Below are 19,664 nucleotides of genomic sequence, written 5' to 3' on the forward strand. Positions count from 1 at the left end.
TGGCAGTTAACTTTCGTGATCCCGATCAAGGATCAGACGTTAAGTGGAGGCAGGCATGTTTTTCATGGGTGGCATGACCATGGGCTATCTTCATCCGCCGATTCCGGCGAAGCAGGAAGGTGCACGGTCCGCCTCTCTTTCCGATGAAAACAGCCGCCGCCAGGCCGGATCTGCCGAAGAGCAGGCGGCCGATACCAGCGCCATCGAGCGCAGCTTGATTTGGGCCCGCCGCATTCTTTGCTGAATTGGCACTGCCGATCTTTCGGGTCCTCGAAATCCAGTAGTTTAATTTTTCTCAGCTGATGTTCTGGACGGAAATTCATCTCTACCTAGTTGATAGAAAATATATGAATATCCGTCCCAGGCTCGATCTGAGAGACATATAAGAAACGAACGGAGGCGACACATGGCGAATTTGGGTATTTCGAATACGCATGTGAATCAGTTCGATGATTCCAAGCGCGCCGCCAGGACGCGGCACAAGATACAGACGGCGATCCATGTCGTCCTGTTCTCCGCCGCATTCCTGTTCGTTGCGGCCATCGTTTGCGGCATCGTCGTCTAAGCGCGATGTCTTGCGGGGCGGCAGCCCATGCCACCCGCACAGCGTGGTCCTGTTTGTTGCGCCCGTAGCGGCGTCAAGGGCCAGGCGAGGCTGGAGTGTCGGCCGCCATGCGCGGGCCGGTCCGTCCGAAGCTCAGTTTCATTTCACCGCAGCTCCCCCTTCCTCCCGTTGGCAGAACTTCGCCGGGCAAAGAAAATTTGCCCGGCCGATAGAATATGCCGCGCAGAAACGGTAAGCTTCCCGCAAATATAAAAAGCGGTCGGCGCGGTCATGGCCCGGCGATGCGGAGGGGACCAAAGGCTCTTGTGCATTGTGCATTTCCCCTGTTCGCGAGCAGGACCGTTTCCATGGGACGGCGATTGGGGCTGAAGGGTTTGATCTCCGCTTGTTCGTAAGTCGGTGAGCGGTGGCCAATCGATCGGCTCGTGAACCGTTTCGGAAACGAGGCGTCCCGACAGGAATTTGCGAATCTTTTTATGGGGTTCAGTTTAAGTTCATCTTCTGCGGGATATTGAGGGCTCACCATGCCGAACCATGCTGAATTTCCGAAATGGGATGAATCAGCCCAGGGAGAATGCCTCATGACCTTGATCGATTGTCGTTGACCCGTGCGGATCGCTGCCGGAACCATTTGGCCGCGTATCCAGTTTCACGGACACCCTTTTGGGGATGATGGCGAATAGTCGCCGTTTTCCTTAAGAACTACCCCGTGAAAATCTTCGCCTGTATATGTTTGTTCTAAGCCGTCACTTCGAATTCACCCCCTTCGCCCGCCGGGAAGCGAAGCAAAAGGGTCCAAATGCGTGAATTCTTGCGTCGGGCAGGGCAAAAACGATAAAGGCGACAATGCCACTCACTCTGTTTGGACCCAGAACCCGAATCCATGACATCTCAAAATCTCTCCACCGTTACGCCACGTGATTCTGAAGCCAAGCAGATCGATCACAACGATGCGATCCGCGCGACCTATTTCTCCAATGAGCAGATAAAGGAATGCGGCGCGGCTTTCGCCCGCAACGGCGCGAAAACCAAGCTGCCGGGCTTTGCAGCCTTCGACTTCTTCGCCCGGCACAAGGAAAACGAGAAAGAGATCCTGCGCGTCTATCGCTCGGCCAATGCCGATGTCGATGCCGGAGAATCGATCACGCCGGCGGCCGAATGGTTGCTCGACAACCACTACATCATCGAAGAGGCCATCCAGGAAGTTCGCCGCGATTTTCCGAAGAAGTTCTACGATCAGCTGCAGACGATCACCATCGACGGCATGGTGATGCCGCGCACCATGGCGCTGGCCTGGCTCTACGTCGCCCACACCCACAGCACGGTTTCCAATCAGGGCCTGCTGGCACTGGTGGAAGGCTTCCAGTCGGTGGAGATGCTGAAGATCGGCGAGCTCTGGGCCGTCCCCTCGCTGGTGCGCTATATTCTGGTCGAAAACCTGCGCCGCATTTCGAGCCGCGTCGAGCAGAGCCGCATGACGCGCAAGAAGGCCAATGCCGCCGTCGACGAGCTGATCCGCCTCAACGACGACGCCAAGGTCGCCGAATTCCTGAAGACGCTCGAGCCCCTTACTTCGGACAACACTTTCGCCACGCAGTTCCTCTATCGCCTGCGCGATGGCTCGCACACGTCGGGCCTCGCCGTCACTTGGCTTGAGAAGCGGCTGACAGAGGCCGGCACCGACGCCGAAAGCGTCATGATGGCCGAGCACAATCGCCTGTCGTCGGGCAATGTGACGATGGGCAACATCATCAAGAGCCTGCGCCTGATCGACGACACCGACTGGTCCGTCTGGGTCGAAGAAGTCAGCGCCGTCGACAAGCTGCTCTGGGACGAGACCGACTACGCCAAGCTCGATCCGGGCTCGCGCAACAGCTATCGCCGCCGCATCGAAAAGCTCGCCCGCCGCTCCGACAAGACCGAAATGGAGATCGCCCAGGTCGCCATGGCGATGACCGAGGCGGCCAAGGTATCGGGTGAAGTCCAGCCGCATGAGCCGAATATCGGCGATTTCATCATGGGCCAGCAGACGCAGAAGCTGGAGAAGGCGATCGGCTATCGTCCGCCGTTGTCGGTGAGCTTCGTGCGCCAGTGGCGCAAGCTCAACTGGCTGTCGATCGCGGCGCCGGTGCTGTTCCTGACCGTGGTGGCGCTCGCCATCGTCGGCTACTTCATGCTGCATGCCGGCATGGGCTGGGCCGAGACCATCCTGTTGCTCTTGATGTTCTCGCTGCCGGCGTCGGAAGGCGCTACCGGCCTCTTCAATTTCTTCGTCACCATGTATCTGACGCCGGCGCGCCTGGTCGGCTACGAATTCAAGGAAGGCATTCCGGAAGAAGCCCGCACGCTGGTCGTCGTGCCGACGCTGATCGGCAATCGCGACAGTGTCGACGAACTCGTGCGCAATCTCGAAGTCCATTATCTCGCCAACCCGCGCGGCGAAGTTTACTACGCGCTGCTCAGCGACTGGCCCGACAGCCAGGAGGAAGAGAGCGAGCGCGATCTGGAAATCCTCGACTACGCGCGCCGCGAAGTGGCCAGTCTGGCGGCTCGCTACGACGAAGATGGCATCCAGCGCTTCTACCTGCTGCATCGCCGCCGTCTCTACAATCCGGCCGAAGGCGCCTGGATGGGCTGGGAGCGCAAGCGCGGCAAGCTGCACGAGCTGAATATGCTGCTGCGCGGCGACCGCGACACCACCTTCCTGCCCGGCGCCAATAGCGTGCCGAAGGACGTGCAGTATGTCATGACGCTCGATTCCGATACGCGCCTGGTGCGCGATACGGTCACGAAGCTCGTCGGCAAGCTGCATCACCCAATCAACCGCCCGGTCTTCGATCCCGAGAGCAAGCGCGTCGTGCGCGGCTACGGCGTGCTGCAGCCGCGCGTCACGCCGTCGTTGACCACGGGCAAGGATGCGTCGGTGTTCCAGCGCGTCTTCTCCGTCAATCGCGGTCTCGACCCTTACGTCTTCGCCGTCTCCGACGTCTATCAGGACCTGGTCGAGGAAGGCACGTTCACCGGCAAGGGTCTCTATCATGTCGATGCCTTCGAGGCGTCGCTGAAGGGCAAGATCGAGGAGAACGCGGTTCTCAGCCACGATCTGCTCGAAGGCTCGATGGCGCGCTGCGCGTTGGTTACCGACTGCGAACTCGTCGAGGATTTCCCGATCCGCTATGAAGTGGAAGTCTCGCGCCAGCATCGCTGGGCGCGCGGCGACTGGCAGCTGCTCCCGTATCTCTTCAATCCGAAGCGCGGCGTCACCGGCCTCGGCCGCTGGAAGATGATGGACAATCTGCGTCGTTCGCTGACGCCGATCGCCTGGTTCTTCGCCTCCGTGCTCGGCTGGTACTTCATGGAGCCGCTGGCGGCGCTGATCTGGCAGATCCTTCTGATCTTCTGCTTGTTCGTCGCGCCGACCTTGTCGCTCATCAACGGCATCATTCCGCGCACCAGCGATATCGTGGCACGCGCCCATCTCTATACGGTCTGGTCGGATATCCGCGCCGCCAATGCCCAGGTCGCGCTGCGTATCGTCTTCATCGCCGACGGTGCCTGCATCATGGCCGACGCCATCGGCCGCTCGCTCTACCGCGCCTTTGTCAGCCGTAAGCTGATGCTGCAATGGCGAACCGCCGCAAGCGCCCAAGCCGCGGCGCAGACGACGATCTTCGGCCACTATCGCGTCATGTGGCATGCGCCCGTGCTGGCGCTGCTGGCTTTGGCTTTTGCTTCGCTCTCCGGTGACAACGCCTTCTTCGTCGGCATTCCCTTTGCGCTGCTCTGGGTCCTGTCGCCGGCGATTGCCTGGTATGTCAGCCAGTCGGCCGAGACCGAAGACAGGCTCGAAGTGCCGGAAAGCGTTTCCTTCGAGCTGCGCAAGATCGCCCGCCGCACCTGGCGCTATTTCGAAACCTTCGTCGTCGAACAGCAGAACCATCTGCCGCCCGACAACGTGCAGCAGACCCCGAATGCCGTCGTGGCATCGCGGACATCGCCGACCAATATCGGCGTCTACCTGCTGTCGGTCATTTCCGCGCGTCACTTCGGCTGGACGTCCTTCGAGGAAACCATCGATCGCATGGAAAAGACCATGGCGACCGTGGCGAAGCTCGAAAAGTTCCGCGGGCACCTGTGCAACTGGTATCATACCGACACGCTGAAGCCGATGGGCGCGCGCTACATCTCGGCTGTCGACAGCGGCAATTTCGCAGGCCACCTGATTGCGGTTTCCTCCGCCTGCCGCATCTGGGCGGAAGCGCCATCAGCGCACATGCAGGGCAATCTTGACGGTATCGGCGACGTCGCCGGCATTCTCGCCGAGACCCTTGCCGAGCTCCCCGATGACCGCAAGACGGTGCGCCCGCTGCGCCGCCGCCTGGAAGAGCGCATTGTCGGCTTCCAGAACGCGCTCGCCGCGGTCAAGCGCGAGCATGAATTCGCCTCCATCCGCGTCATCAACCTGTCGGTTCTGGCGCAGGACATCCAGAAGCTTGCGGCAAATCTCGACCATGAGGTCAAGTCGAACCAGAGCGGCGAGGTGCTCACCTGGTCGCAATCGCTGGTGAAGGTTTGCGAAGGCCATATCGCCGACAGCATCTTCGATCTCGCCAATGTGGATTCGCTGCGCCAGCGCCTGGCGAAATTGCGCGATCAGATGCGCGAACTCGCCTTCGGCATGGAATACGCCTTCCTCTATCGCCCGGAGCGGCGCCTGCTCTCCATCGGTTTCCGCGTCGAAACCAACGAGCTCGATGCCGCCTGCTACGACCTCCTGGCTTCCGAAGCCCGCCTCACCAGCCTCTTTGCCATTGCCAAGGGCGATCTGCCGACGGAGCATTGGTATCGCCTCGGCCGCCAGGTCGTGCCCGTCGGCTCGCGCGGTGCGCTGGTCTCCTGGTCCGGCTCGATGTTCGAATATCTGATGCCGCCGCTCGTCATGCAGGAGCGCCAGGGCGGCATCCTCAACCAGACGAACAATCTGGTCGTGCAGGAGCAGATGAACTACGCCAAGCGCCTTGGCTCCGATATCCCCTGGGGCATTTCGGAAGCGGCCTTCAATGCCCGCGACCACTATATGCACTACCAGTACACCAATTTCGGCGTGCCTTCGCTCGGCCTGAAGCGCGGTCTCGGCCAGAACGCCGTCATCGCGCCCTATGCCTCGATCCTCGCCAGCCAGTATCGCCCGGCCGCGGCGCTGGAAAACCTTCAGAAGCTGCGCAAGGTCGGCGCGCTCGGCATCTACGGCTTCCACGATGCCGTCGATTTCACGCCGACGCGCGTTCCCGAAGGCAAGAAATGCGCTGTTGTCTACAACTACTATGCGCACCATCACGGCATGTCGATCGCCGCGATCGCCAACGTCGCCTTCAACGGTCGCCTGCGCGAACTCTTCCATGCCGATCCGGTGATCGAAGCAGCCGAACTGCTGCTGCAGGAAAAGGCGCCGCGCGATATTCCGGTCATGGCCGCCAAGCACGAGAGCGACCAGCCGGCGAATATCCAGGAAGACATGCTGCGTCCGGAAATCCGCAAGATCGCCGATCCGGCGACGCAGGATCGCGAGCTCGCCTTCCTCTCCAATGGCCACTATTCGGTCATGCTGACGGCGACCGGCGCCGGCTATTCGCGCTGGAACGGCTTGACGGTCTCGCGCTGGCGCGCTGACCCGACGGAAGACCGTTGGGGCACCTTCATCTTCCTGCGCGATACCGCCTCCGGCCAGTGGTGGTCGGCAACGGCGGAGCCGCGCAGCATCGAGGGCGAGAAGACCAAGGTCTCGTTCAGCGATGAAAAGGCGGAATACAGCAAGACGGTCGGCGATCTCACCAGCGACGTCGAATGCATCGTCGCGACCGAGCACGATGCCGAAGGCCGCCGCGTGACGCTGCTCAACATGGGCACGGAGGACCGCTTCATCGAAGTGACCTCCTATCTCGAGCCGGCGCTTGCCAGCGACGACGTCGATTCCGGTCACCCGGTCTTCGCGCGCATGTTCGTGCGCACCGAGATCGGCAATAGCGGCGACGTGATCCGCGCCGAGCGCAACAAGCGCGACTACAACGAGCCGGACATGTCGATCGCCCATCTGGTCGTCGACAATGCCGGATCGGAACGCCCGACCGAATTCGAAACGGATCGCCGCAAGTTCCTCGGCCGTGGCCGCACGCTTGCGGAGGCCGCTGCTTTCGATCCAGGCACGACCCTTTCCGGCACCGTCGGCTTCACCATGGATGCCTGCCTGTCGCTGCGCCGCGTCGTGCGCGTGCCCGCCGGCAAGAAGGTGAGCGTGATCTTCTGGACCGTTGCCGCGCCGAACCGCGAAGAGGTCGACAAGGCCGTTGAGCGCTACCGCAATCCCGATACGTTCGGCATCGAACTCACGCAGGCCTGGACGCGCACGCAGATGCAGATGCGCCATGTCGGCGTCACCTCGCAGCAGGCGGCTGCCTTCCAGAAGCTCGCGCGCTATCTGGTCTATCCCGACATGCACCTGCGCGCCGACGGCGCCACCGTGCAGGCCGGCCTGCATTCGCAGTCCGCGCTCTGGCCGGTGACGATCTCGGGCGATTTCCCGATCTTCACCCTGCGCATCAATGACGATATCGACCTCGAAATCGCCAGGGAAGCGCTGATGGCGGCGGAATATCTGCGCTCACGCGGCATCAGTGCCGATCTGGTCATCGTCAACGAACGCGCTGCCGAGCAGGCCCAGGACATGCAGCGCGAGCTGGACAAGCTCGTCGAGCATGTGCGTCACAATCAGGGCGACGGCCTCCGGCAGAACATCTTCTCGGTTCGCAAGGACCAGATCGAAAACGAGACCTACCAGGAGATCCTTGCCGCATCGCGGGTGATCTTCCATGCCCGCAACGGCAAGCTCGTCGACCAGATCGCCCGCGCGGCGACGCTGTTTGCCTCGGCGCAGTCCGACGGGCCGGCGCCGGTCAACCGCCTTACCGTGCCGGCGGCGCTGCAGGAGTCGGTCTTTACCGCCGGCGCCCTGGAGGCGCAGGACGATCTCGATTTCTGGAACGGCTATGGCGGCTTCTCCAAGGACGGCCGCGAATATGTGGTTCGTCTGCCCGGCGGGCAGTCGACGCCGCATCCGTGGATCAACGTCATCTCGAACGAGCGCTTCGGCTTCCATGTGCCCGCCGAAGGCGGCGGTTTCACCTGGAGCCACAATTCGCGCGACTATCAGCTGACGCCCTGGACCAACGACATGGTCGTCAACCGTCCGGGCGAGGCACTCTACGTGGCCGATCTCGACAGCAACAAGGTCATGACGCCCTATGCCGGCCTGTCGCGCAATGCGAAGGTTCGCTACGAGACCCGCCATGGTCTCGGCTATTCCGTCTTCTCGAGCGAGGAGGATGGCGTGGCGCTGGAGCTGACGCAGACGGTCGATCGCGAGCGCCCGGTCAAGCTCTTCCGCCTGCGGCTCAGCAACAATGGCGCCGGCAGCCGGCGGCTGCGGATCTACAATTATGCCGAATGGGTGCTCGGCATCAATCAGAACAAGACCAGGCCCTTCATCCTGTCGACGCTGGATGAAGAGACGGGTGCGCTGTTTGCCAACAATCCTTACAGCATCGATTACTTCAAGCGGACCGCCTTCATGGCGGCGAGCGAGACGCATTCAAGCTTCTCGGCGAGCCGCCGCGAGTTCATCGGCCGCCATGGCACGATCCAGATGCCGGAAGCCGTCGTGACGGCTGCCGCCCTCTCGAATTCGACGGATCTCGATGGCGATCCCTGCGGCGCTCTGGCCTTCGATGTGACGATCGCGGCCGGCGAGCAGAAGGAAATCTGCTTCTATATGGGCGATACGGCGACCGTCGAAGAGGCCCGCGCGCTGGTTTCGGAAATCCGCAAGGCCGATTTCGAGGCCGTGCTTTCTGAAGGCCGCGCGTTCTGGGATGGCTTCACCGGCCATGTAAAGATCTCGACGCCGGACAAGGCGATGAACAACATGATCAACGCCTGGCTACCCTATCAGAGCCTCGGCTGCCGCATCATGTCGCGCACCGCCTTCTACCAGTCGTCGGGCGCCTTCGGCTTCCGCGACCAGCTGCAGGATACGCTGGCATTCCTGGTTCATAGACCGGAGCTTGCCCGCAACCAGATCCTGAATGCGGCCCAGCGTCAGTTCCGCGAGGGCGACGTGCAGCATTGGTGGCTGCCGGGCAGCGGCGCCGGCGTGCGCACGCATATCTCCGACGACGTCGTCTGGCTTGCCTATGCCATCGACCAGTACTGCACCGTGACGGGCGACAAATCGATCCTCGATGAGGAGCTTGCCTTCGTCGAAGGTGCGGCGCTGATGCCCGGAACGCACGACGTCTTCTATCAACCGACCGTGTCGCAGGACAAAGTCAGCGTCTACGAACATGCGGCTCTCGCTCTCGACCTCGCGATCAAGCGCAAGGGCGGCAACGGCCTGCCGCTGATCCTCGGCGGCGACTGGAACGACGGCATGAACCGCGTCGGCATCCAGGGCCGCGGCGAGAGCGTGTGGCTTGGCTGGTTCCTGGCCGGCATGCTCACCGCCTTCCTGCCCTATGCCGAAGCACGCGGCGACAAGGAACGCGTCAAGCGCTGGTCCGATCACCTGCCGGAACTGCGCAAGGCGCTGGAGACGGCCGGCTGGGACGGCGGTCATTACCGCCGCGGCTATTTCGACGACGGCAGCCCGCTCGGCTCTGCCGAGAATTTCGAGTGCCAGATCGATTCGATCGCGCAGTCCTGGAACATTCTCTCCGGTGAAGGCGACAGGGCGCGCGGCGAGAAGGCGATGAATGCTGTCCTCGACAAGCTGGTGGACGATGAAAACCGCATCATCCGGCTGTTCACGCCGCCCTTTGCCAAGTCGGCGCGCGATCCGGGCTACATCAAGTCCTATCCGCCTGGCGTGCGCGAAAACGGCGGCCAGTATACCCATGCCGCGACCTGGGTCGTCATGGCGCTGGCGGAGATGAACCGCGGCGACGATGCCTGGCATTGCTTCGATATGCTCAACCCCGTCAATCATGCACGCGATCGTGATCAGGCCGATACCTATCGTGTAGAGCCCTATGTAGTCGCGGCTGATATCTACGGTGAAGGACAATTGACCGGCCGTGGCGGCTGGACCTGGTACACAGGATCCGCCGGCTGGCTGTATCGCGTCGCTGTCGAAGGCATTCTCGGTATCCGCGTGAAAAACGGCCGACTTTTCGTCAAGCCGGCGCTGCCTTCGAACTGGGACGGCTTTGCGGCGGATCTCGAGCTGCCGGGCGGAAATTACCGCATTTCCGTCTCAAAAGCGCCCGATGCGACCGGATACTCGGTCACCATCAATGATAGGGCGATCGCCCATCCCGAAGAGGGTCATCCGATCGGACAGTAGCGTTTCCTGCACTGTTTCGCTTCGACGATCGGGGCCAAAGGGGGAACTCTTTGGCCCCGATTGCATTTGGTTGTCGGAACAGGAGAGTTTTATGAATCCAAGGGCGAATATCGGCTCCGTGGCGGTGCAACGCATAAGCTTGCCGAGGCCGGTTTCTCAGAGGGATACCCGACTGGATGTTCTCAGGGCCCTGGCTCTGATCATGATTTTCATCAACCACGTGCCAGGGCAGTTTTTCGAGGATCTGACCTCGAAAAATTTCGGCTTCTCCGATGGTGCGGAAGCTTTCGTGCTGATCTCCGGTATCTCCGTCGGTCTTGCCTATGGAACGAAGTTCTCATCCGGCAATCGGCTGAAAATGGCGTGGAAGGCGATCAAGCGGGCATTCACGCTCTATACCGCCCATATGATCACGACTTTCGTGACACTGGTACTGTTCATCTCGGGGGCATGGATTTTTCACCAGAAGGGCCTGCTCTGCGAAGTGAACATCCTGGCTTTGCTGATGGATCCGGCGCGGGGCATTCCTGCGCTGCTGACGCTCGGGCACCAGATCGGCTACAACAATATCCTGCCGATGTATGGCGCCCTGTTCCTGATGCTGCCGCTGATCATGCTGCTGGAGGCGAAAAACCCGCTGCTCCTGCTGCTGATTTCGATCGGCGTCTGGCTGGTGTCGGGCATCTATTATATCGCGCCGCATACGACGCTGCTCGATGGATTCTGGTTCCTCAATCCGCTGTCCTGGCAGCTCCTTTTCGTCATCGGCTTTATGGCCACCATGCATGTCAAGCGCGGCGGGCGCATCCCCGTCCATCCAGTGCTGATCGCGCTGGCTTCCGCCTATGTGCTCCTGTCCTTCATCTGGGTGACCGACAAGCTCTGGATCCTCGGCGATTATCTCGCCACGCTCGGCCTGCCCACCGTCATCACCGGCTTCGACAAGACGTTCCTGTCGCTGCCGCGCTTGCTGCACGTGCTGGCGCTGGCCTATCTGATCGTCAGCATACCCTCCCTCTCGCAGCTGCTGCGCCGCTCCGCCAATCATCCGCTGACGATTCTCGGCCGGCATTCGCTCAGCATCTTCGTGGCGGGCACGATCCTCGCCATGGCCGGTCAGGTGATCCTCTATGTGAGCAACCAGGGTCCCATCGTCGGTGCGATCTATGTCGTCATCGGCATCGCCCTCCAGTTCCTCTATGCCTATCATCTGGAACACAAGCGGCTGCAACTCGCAGGCCCGCATACGGCGATGGTGCCTGCAAGGGCGATCACGGTGCCCGCCCATATCGGGAAGCGTCGCTGACTTCCTTGAGCTGCGCAGCGACGCGCAGCTCAATGTCATGATTTTCTTCAATATTTTTGTTTGTGACACTTTCACGAAGGAAGTATGACGTGATTTTTCTGCAACGCGGCATGATTGCGCTGCGTCGCGGTAGAATTTCGAGTGCCCAAAATCTTGTTGTGCAAAATTTAATTGTTATATGGTCGATGTGACGGCGCTCGGGAGTGCCGCCATCGCGTCGCCGGCATTGTCCAAGGGGATGGCCGCGCTTTCGTGGGGATTGTCAAAATCGGGAATGAGTAGGGACGTCGAATTCTCGGCGCGGCAGCTCATGTCCAATCGATACTGAATTGGAGTAATCTAATGAATATCAGAAGTCTTCTTCTCGGTTCGGTCTCCGCCCTGGCAGCTGCATCGGGGGCGCAGGCGGCTGACGCCATCGTGGCTGCCGAGCCGGAACCGCTCCAGTACGTTCGCATTTGCGATGCTTACGGCCCGGGCTACTTTTTCATTCCGGGCACCGAGACCTGCCTGAAGGTGGGCGGTCGCGTCCGCACCGAAGGCGAATGGTATGATGCCTATAACGCCCGCAGCAAGAACGGTACGCTCTGGCACACCCGTGCGGAACTGAGCGTCGACACCGCCACCGATACCGAATACGGCCCGCTGAAGACCAATACGGTCGTCCGTTGGGACTGGAATGACGGCAACACGACCAGCACCAAGCTGCTGTTCGCCAATATCAGCCTCGGCGGCTTCCTCGTCGGCAAGGCCGATTCGCAGTACAACAACTACATGGGTTACGCCGGCAACGTCATCAACGACGACGTCATCTATGACGGCCCGAAGGAACTCAACCAGCTCACCTACAAGTATGATGCCGGCAACGGCTTCACGGCCGTCATCTCGCTCGAAGATTCCAACTCTTCCAGCGATACCTCGTCCTACGGCGGCGCATGGCAGACTGGCAAGGGCAACCATTATGCTCCGGACGTCGTTCTCGGCGCCGGCTACAAGACGGGTGCCTGGACCCTTCGCGTCATCGGCGGCTATGACTCGATCGTCGAAGAAGGCGCGATCAAGGCTCGTATCGATGCCGATTTCGGTGACTTCAAGGCCTTCCTGATGGGCGGCTGGAACACTGACGGCGACAAGCTGAACAAGTATGCCGGCTCCTACCTGAATAGCAACCGTTCCGCCTGCCCGACCGACGGCGCGGATTGCGGCTGGGGCGATTGGGCCTTCTGGACGGGCGCCAGCTATCAGCTGACCCCGAAGCTGCAGGCCAACGCCCAGGTTGCCTACACCGACTCGAAGATCTTCGCCGCCACCGCCAATGTCGCCTGGCGCCCGGTCAAGGATCTGCTCGTCGAGCCGGAAGTCTCCTACACGAACTGGGATGCCGCCAACGCCGATCAGTGGGCCGGCGTACTCCGCTTCGAGCGCAAGTTCTGATCTGATACCGGTCGGGCGCCGATGCCGACTCCTGGTGCGCCCGGCCAAATTGACCTCCGATCAGAAAACGGAAAGGCCCGGTTTTCCCGCCGGGCCTTTCTTGTTTTTGGTTGGTGTGTGTTCCGGGCACATTCCTTCTGGGTATTGCCCCTCACCCTAACCCTCTCCCCGTTGAAACGGGGAGAGGGGACCCGTTCCGTGTATGCCACACCTGCGGATAAAGGTGCCGATCTTGTTCGGTAAGCTTCCTCGCCTGCGGGGAGAGGGCTGGGGTGAGGGGCCAGGCGCAGGTTTGCCAATGGCATTGCGCTTGCCTGACGAACGCCGCCAGGTCGGAAGCTTCGGCAACAAAAAAGCCGAGAGAGCATCGCTCTCTCGGCTTCGATCTTGAGGCCCCTTGCGAAGATCAGGCGGCTTCGGTTTCTGTTGTATGTGCCTTGCGAACTTCCTCGTCCGTCAGGATGCCGCTGGCGCGCAGCAGGGCGGCGAAGCGGCCGTTGCTCTGGCTGAGCTCGTTGAAGCTGCCGTTCTCGATGATGCGGCCATTGTCGAGGAAGAGGACCATGTCGGCCTCGCGTACCGTCGACAGGCGGTGCGCGATGATGAAGGTCGTACGGTTCTGACGCAGGTTGTCGATCGCCGTCTTGACCCGGTTTTCGGTTTCGACGTCGAGCGCGCTTGTGGCTTCGTCGAGCACGAGGATCGGAGCGTCCTTCAGGATGGCGCGGGCAATCGCGATACGCTGGCGTTCGCCACCGGAAAGCTTGTTGCCACGCTCGCCGACGCGGGTCTCGTAACCGCTTTCGCGGTTTTCGATGAAGTCGTTGGCGGCGGCGGCCTGCGCGGCGCGGACCATTTCCTCCTCCGTCGCACCTTCGCGGCCGAGGCGGATGTTGTCGCTGATCGAACGGTTCAGCAGGCCGGCATCCTGGAAGACGGTGGCGATGAAGCGGCGCAGCGACCTGCGCGTCACCTTGGTGATGTCGTGACCATCGACGAGGATCTGGCCCTTATGCGGATCGAAGACACGCTGCAGCAGGTTGACAAGCGTCGTCTTGCCGGCACCGGTCGGGCCGACGATGGCGACGGTCTGGCCAGCCTTCACCTTGAAGGAGATGTCGTGCAGACCCTGCGACGAGTTGGCGAAGCCGAAGGAGACGTCGCGGAATTCGACCTCGCCCTTGACATCCTTGATCTCGGCAAGGCCAGCCGGCTCTTCGCGGTCACGGACCGAATCTTCCAGCGTGTAGAAGTCTTCGAGCTTGGCGCGGGCCTCGAAAATCTGGTTGGCGAAGTTGCGCAGCTGCTCCAGGCGGCCGATCAGCACGTTCGCAAAGGCGATGAAGGTGATCAGGGCACCGAGGCTCAAGCTGCCACCCTGGACGAGGACGGTGCCGATCATCAGGATCGCCATCATCGCGACGGTCGATGCCGTGCGGTTCAGGGCACCGGCAAGGGCCCACCAGTCGAGAACCGGATACTGCGCGGCTAGCAGCCGCTCGGTGAACGACTTCAGCGCCTTGGTCTCGGCTTCGATGCGGTTGTAGCTGTGCAGCACCGAAACGTTGCTGATCGAGTCGCTGACATGCGAGAAGACGGTATTGTAGTGGCTTTCGACCGAGGTCTGGCCATCCTTCGTACGGTTCATCACCAGACGGCCGATGATCCAGTAGAAGACGCCGAGCAGGATCAGTACGGCCGAGAGACGCAGGTCCATGGCCATGGCGGTCGGGATCATGACGACAAGCGCAACGGCGGTCGTCAGGTGGTTACGCATGAATTCGAGCCACAGGCCGAACAGCGCTTCGCAGGCGCGCAGCAGCGTGTTCAGGGCGCTCGCCGTGCCGCGCTGACTATGCCAGGAGAGCGGCATCGAGATGATGCGGCCGAACGCTTCGGTCAGCAGGGATGCGCGGCGGCCATGCGCGAGACGATCCGCCTCGCGGGACACTACGATGAAGGCGACAGCACTGAAGACGGCAAAGCCGGCCCACAACATCATGGTTGGAGCGACTGCGTCCTTCTTGGCAATGGCATCGAAGATGCGGCCGAACAATACCGGTTCGTAGATGGTGGTCATCGCAAGCGCGATGTTTGCGATCACGACCATCCATACGCGGTATCGATACGCGCCAAGATACTTCAGGGCTCTTGCGTAGACTTTGAACAGTGACACGGTCCGGCACCTCTGTGCATCAGCAAAACTTGGAATGCTCGGATGCTACAAATTGCTACCTGAACCGGCGATTAACGGAATCTGCAGCTGTTTTTTCAGGGAATTTTCGCGCAACGCGCGCGATGGCATAATGAGGGTGCTATCGGTCGCCGCAGAAATATGACAATTTGAGGAGACTTGGACGCGACAGTGTCGCGCATCCTCAAGCACAGCAAAGATCGCCATTCAGGGTTGAACGGCAAAAAAATCGCTAAGGGCGTTCAATTTTGCGCCGGCATGAGTATGTTGCCGGCGATTTGAGCGCGCCGTGGGACCAGACGGGCATGGTGGCAATGCCTGCGTCCGCCGGTAATTCAGGCTGCAAAGCCGAGGGGTAGATGTGAATATCCATTCGCTGTTACAATTGCTTGTGGTCATCGAAGAGTGCAAGCTTGCCAAGGACGTCGTGACCGAGCTCGAACTCGTGCTCCGTTCCTACAAGTTCGAATTCTACGGCCTGCTGAAACAGACGCGGCCGAATGTCGATGTCACGAACTTCATGCTCGCAGGGCGCTGGCCCGATCAATGGCCGCTGATCTATGTTCGCAAGCGCTACATGCTCGTCGATCCGGTCGCGCGCTATCTTGGCCGGGCGCAGCGTCCTTTCCGCTGGCGCGAAGCCGTCATTGCCCTGAAGGCGGACCCGCTGCGGCGCCGGATGGAGCAGATGATGGCGGATGCCCGCGCCAAAGGCCTTGTCGACGGCTATGTTTTCCCGATCCACGGGCGGAGCGGCTTGCTTGGATGCCTGACGGTCGGCGGTGAGGCGGTCGATCTGTCTCCGACGGAGCTTTCGCTCTTCGATGCGGTCGCCAAAAAGGCCTTCTGGCGGCTTCTGGAGCTGAATGGCGAAGCGCAATCGCTGGAAGACCTGGGAAAGACCGAGCTGAAGCTGACCAAACGCGAAATGGAAGTGCTGAATCACCTGGCCGACGGCATGACGTCGATCGAGATCAGCCGGCTGCTGACGATCTCCAACCACACCGTCGATTGGTACATGAACAGCATCCAGGACAAGCTGGATGCCAAGAACAGGCAGCATATCGTTGCCATCGCGTTCAGAAGCGGACTTATTCCGTAATGGCAACTATTTTGCTGTCGGATGTCGCAGGAGAAATTGAACTTCCTGTGACAAGAAGTTAAGAATTTTCTTCGCGGGTGCAGCATTGCCCGTTTCGATGCCGTGAGGAGAGCGCATTGCCCATTTCCAAGATCCTGGTCGCCAACCGTTCCGAAATCGCCATCCGCGTCTTCCGCGCCGCTAACGAGCTTGGCATAAAAACGGTCGCTATCTGGGCCGAGGAAGATAAGCTCGCGCTGCATCGCTTCAAGGCGGACGAGAGCTATCAGGTCGGGCGCGGCCCGCATCTTGCCCGCGATCTCGGGCCGATCGAGAGCTATCTGTCGATCGATGAGATCATCCGCGTCGCCAAGCTTTCCGGCGCCGATGCCATTCATCCGGGCTACGGCCTGCTGTCGGAAAGTCCCGAATTCGTGGATGCCTGCGATGCCGCCGGCATCATCTTCATCGGCCCTCGGGCCGATACGATGCGCCAGCTCGGCAACAAGGTCGCGGCGCGCAATCTGGCGATCTCGGTCGGCGTGCCCGTCGTGCCGGCAACCGAGCCGCTGCCGGAAGATATGGCCGAAGTCGCCAAGATGGCCGAAGAGATCGGCTATCCGGTCATGCTCAAGGCCTCGTGGGGCGGCGGTGGCCGCGGCATGCGCGTCATCCGCTCCAAGGCCGATCTCGCCAAGGAAGTGACGGAAGCCAAGCGCGAGGCGAAGGCCGCCTTCGGCAAGGACGAAGTCTATCTCGAAAAGCTCGTCGAGCGCGCCCGTCACGTCGAAAGCCAGATCCTCGGCGACACGCATGGTAATGTCGTGCACCTGTTCGAGCGCGACTGTTCGGTCCAGCGCCGCAACCAGAAGGTCGTCGAGCGTGCGCCGGCGCCTTATCTCAGCGATGCGCAGCGCCAGGAACTGGCCGCCTATTCGCTGAAGATCGCCGAGGCGACGAATTATGTCGGGGCCGGCACCGTCGAATATCTGATGGATGCCGATACCGGCAAATTCTACTTCATCGAAGTCAATCCGCGCATCCAGGTCGAGCATACGGTGACGGAAGTCGTCACCGGCATCGATATCGTCAAGGCGCAGATCCATATCCTCGATGGCTTCGCCATCGGCACGCCGGAATCGGGCGTTCCGAAGCAGGCGGACATTCGCCTCAACGGCCATGCCCTGCAATGCCGTGTGACGACTGAAGATCCGGAGCACAATTTCATTCCGGATTACGGCCGCATCACCGCCTATCGTTCGGCCTCCGGCTTCGGCATCCGTCTCGACGGCGGCACCTCCTATACCGGCGCGATCATCACCCGCTATTACGATCCCCTACTGGTGAAGGTGACGGCCTGGGCGCCGAACCCGCAGGAGGCGATCGCCCGCATGGACCGCGCACTGCGCGAATTCCGCATTCGCGGCGTGGCGACGAACCTCACCTTCCTCGAAGCGATCATCACCCATCCGAAATTCCGCGACAACAGCTATACGACGCGCTTCATCGACACGACGCCGGAGCTGTTCCAGCAGGTCAAGCGCCAGGACCGCGCCACCAAGCTCCTGACCTATCTCGCCGACGTCACGGTCAACGGCCATCCCGAAACGCGCGGTCGCCCGGCACCTTCGCCGAAGGCGGCCGAGCCGGTATTGCCCTATATCGACGGTAAGGTGCCCGACGGCACCAAGCAGCTGCTCGACAGGCTCGGCCCGCAGAAATTCGCCGAATGGATGCGCGGCGAGAAGCGCGTGCTGATGACCGACACGACCATGCGCGACGGCCATCAATCGCTGCTTGCGACCCGCATGCGCACCCATGATATCGTCAGCGTCGCCGGCACCTATGCGCGCGCCCTGCCGCAGCTGCTGTCGCTGGAGTGCTGGGGCGGCGCCACCTTCGACGTTTCCATGCGCTTCCTGACCGAAGACCCCTGGGAGCGCCTGTCGCTGATCCGCGAGGGCGCGCCGAACCTGCTTCTCCAGATGCTGCTGCGCGGCGCCAACGGCGTCGGCTACACCAACTATCCCGATAATGTCGTCAAATATTTCGTCCGCCAGGCGGCCAAGGGCGGCATCGATCTCTTCCGCGTCTTCGACTGCCTGAACTGGGTCGAGAACATGCGTGTGTCGATGGATGCCGTGGCCGAGGAGAACAAGCTCTGCGAGGCGGCGATCTGCTACACGGGCGATATCCTCAATTCCGCCCGCCCGAAATACGATCTGAAGTATTATACGGATCTTGCCGTCGAGCTGGAAAAGGCCGGTGCCCACATCATCGCGCTGAAGGACATGGCCGGCCTCCTGAAGCCGGCTGCGGCCAAGGTGCTGTTCAAGGCGCTGCGCGAGGCGACCGGGCTGCCGATCCACTTCCACACGCATGATACCTCGGGCATTGCAGCTGCAACGGTCTTGGCTGCCGTGGACGCCGGCGTCGATGCCGTTGACGCGGCGATGGATGCGCTGTCGGGCAATACGTCTCAGCCCTGCCTCGGCTCGATCGTCGAAGCCCTCAAAGGGTCCGAGCGCGATCCGGGCCTCGATCCCGAATGGATCCGCCGCATCTCCTTCTATTGGGAAGCCGTGCGCCACCAGTACGCCGCCTTCGAAAGCGATCTCAAGGGACCGGCGTCGGAAGTCTATCTGCACGAAATGCCCGGTGGTCAGTTCACCAACCTCAAGGAACAGGCCCGCTCGCTCGGGCTCGAGACCCGCTGGCACCAGGTGGCGCAGGCCTATGCCGATGCCAACCAGATGTTCGGCGACATCGTCAAGGTGACGCCGTCCTCGAAGGTGGTCGGCGACATGGCGCTGATGATGGTGAGCCAGGACCTGACGGTCGCCGATGTCGAGAACCCGGCCAAGGATATCGCCTTTCCGGATTCGGTCGTCTCCATGCTCAAGGGCGATCTCGGTCAGCCGCCGGCCGGATGGCCGGAGGCCTTGCAGAAGAAGGCGCTGAAGGGCGACAAGCCTTATACCGTCCGCCCCGGCTCGCTGCTGGCCGAAGCCGATCTCGATGTGGAGCGCAAGGCGATTGAGACCAAGCTGGAGCGCAAGGTCGACGATTTCGAATTCGCCTCCTACCTGATGTATCCGAAGGTCTTCACCGATTACGCGCTGGCGGCCGACACCTACGGCCCGGTTTCGGTGCTGCCGACGCCGGCCTATTTCTACGGCCTGAAGGAAGGCGACGAGCTGTTTGCCGAGATTGAGAAGGGCAAGACGCTCGTCATCGTCAACCAGGCGATGACGGCGACCGACGAGAAGGGCATGGTGACTGTCTTTTTCGAACTCAACGGTCAGCCGCGCCGTATCAAGGTGCCGGATCGTGCCCATGGCGCTTCCGGCAGCGCTATCCGCCGCAAGGTCGAGACCGGCAACGCCGCCCATGTCGGCGCGCCGATGCCGGGCGTCATCTCCACGGTCTTCGTCGCGCCCGGCCAGGCGATCAAGGCCGGCGACGTGCTGCTTTCGATCGAAGCCATGAAGATGGAGACGGCGCTGCACGCCGAAAAGGACGGCACGGTTTCCGAGGTGCTCGTGCGCGCCGGCGACCAGATCGACGCCAAGGATCTGCTCGTCGTCTATGGTGCGTAATTGGCAAAGGGGGCCGCTTTCGAAGCTGGCCGCTGACTGAAATGCAGACCGTCTTCTGCCGCAAAGCCTGACTGTTGCAACCGGCTTTGCG

8 protein-coding genes are annotated in these 19,664 nt (G+C 61.4%); 7 read left to right on the top strand and 1 reads right to left on the bottom strand.

Features of this window, described 5'->3' with window-relative positions; genetic code table 11:
* The first annotated feature begins 55 nt into the window (after window positions 1-55).
* The 5 genes from ACPYOP_RS16210 to ACPYOP_RS16230 all read left to right on the top strand — a co-directional run bounded on the left by ACPYOP_RS16210 (window position 56) and on the right by ACPYOP_RS16230 (window position 12,699).
* On the top strand, window positions 56-244 hold the full coding sequence (locus ACPYOP_RS16210) for a hypothetical protein (RefSeq protein WP_481411386.1): 189 nt from the start codon (window positions 56-58) through the stop codon (window positions 242-244).
* A gap of 162 nt (window positions 245-406) precedes the next feature.
* Window positions 407-565, top strand: a complete 159-nt coding sequence (locus ACPYOP_RS16215; protein WP_481411387.1) for a hypothetical protein — start codon at window positions 407-409, stop codon at window positions 563-565.
* An 883-nt stretch (window positions 566-1,448) separates the two neighbouring features.
* Window positions 1,449-9,959, top strand: a complete 8,511-nt coding sequence (locus ACPYOP_RS16220; RefSeq protein WP_481411388.1) for a glycoside hydrolase family 94 protein — start codon at window positions 1,449-1,451, stop codon at window positions 9,957-9,959.
* A gap of 91 nt (window positions 9,960-10,050) precedes the next feature.
* Window positions 10,051-11,265, top strand: coding sequence for an OpgC family protein (locus tag ACPYOP_RS16225; protein WP_481411389.1), 1,215 nt, complete (start codon window positions 10,051-10,053; stop codon window positions 11,263-11,265).
* Between the two features lie 342 nt (window positions 11,266-11,607).
* Window positions 11,608-12,699: a porin gene (locus ACPYOP_RS16230; protein ID WP_481411390.1), complete on the top strand. Its 1,092-nt coding sequence runs from the start codon at window positions 11,608-11,610 to the stop codon at window positions 12,697-12,699.
* 406 nt (window positions 12,700-13,105) lie between these two features.
* Here the strand turns inward: ACPYOP_RS16230 and ACPYOP_RS16235 are convergent, their stop codons facing one another.
* A complete protein-coding gene (locus ACPYOP_RS16235; RefSeq protein WP_481411391.1) occupies window positions 13,106-14,875 on the bottom strand; it encodes a glucan ABC transporter ATP-binding protein/ permease in 1,770 nt (589 codons plus the stop codon).
* 379 nt (window positions 14,876-15,254) lie between these two features.
* Here ACPYOP_RS16235 and ACPYOP_RS16240 point away from each other — a divergent pair, with 379 nt between their 5' ends.
* Together ACPYOP_RS16240 and pyc are read left to right on the top strand one after the other, a co-directional pair.
* Window positions 15,255-15,995, top strand: a complete 741-nt coding sequence (locus tag ACPYOP_RS16240) for a helix-turn-helix transcriptional regulator (RefSeq protein ID WP_481411392.1) — start codon at window positions 15,255-15,257, stop codon at window positions 15,993-15,995.
* Between the two features lie 116 nt (window positions 15,996-16,111).
* A complete protein-coding gene (gene pyc, locus ACPYOP_RS16245; RefSeq protein WP_481411393.1) occupies window positions 16,112-19,573 on the top strand; it encodes a pyruvate carboxylase in 3,462 nt (1,153 codons plus the stop codon).
* The last annotated feature ends 91 nt before the right edge of the window (window positions 19,574-19,664 follow it).

Source organism: Rhizobium sp. KNZ2-6A, from assembly GCF_056755475.1.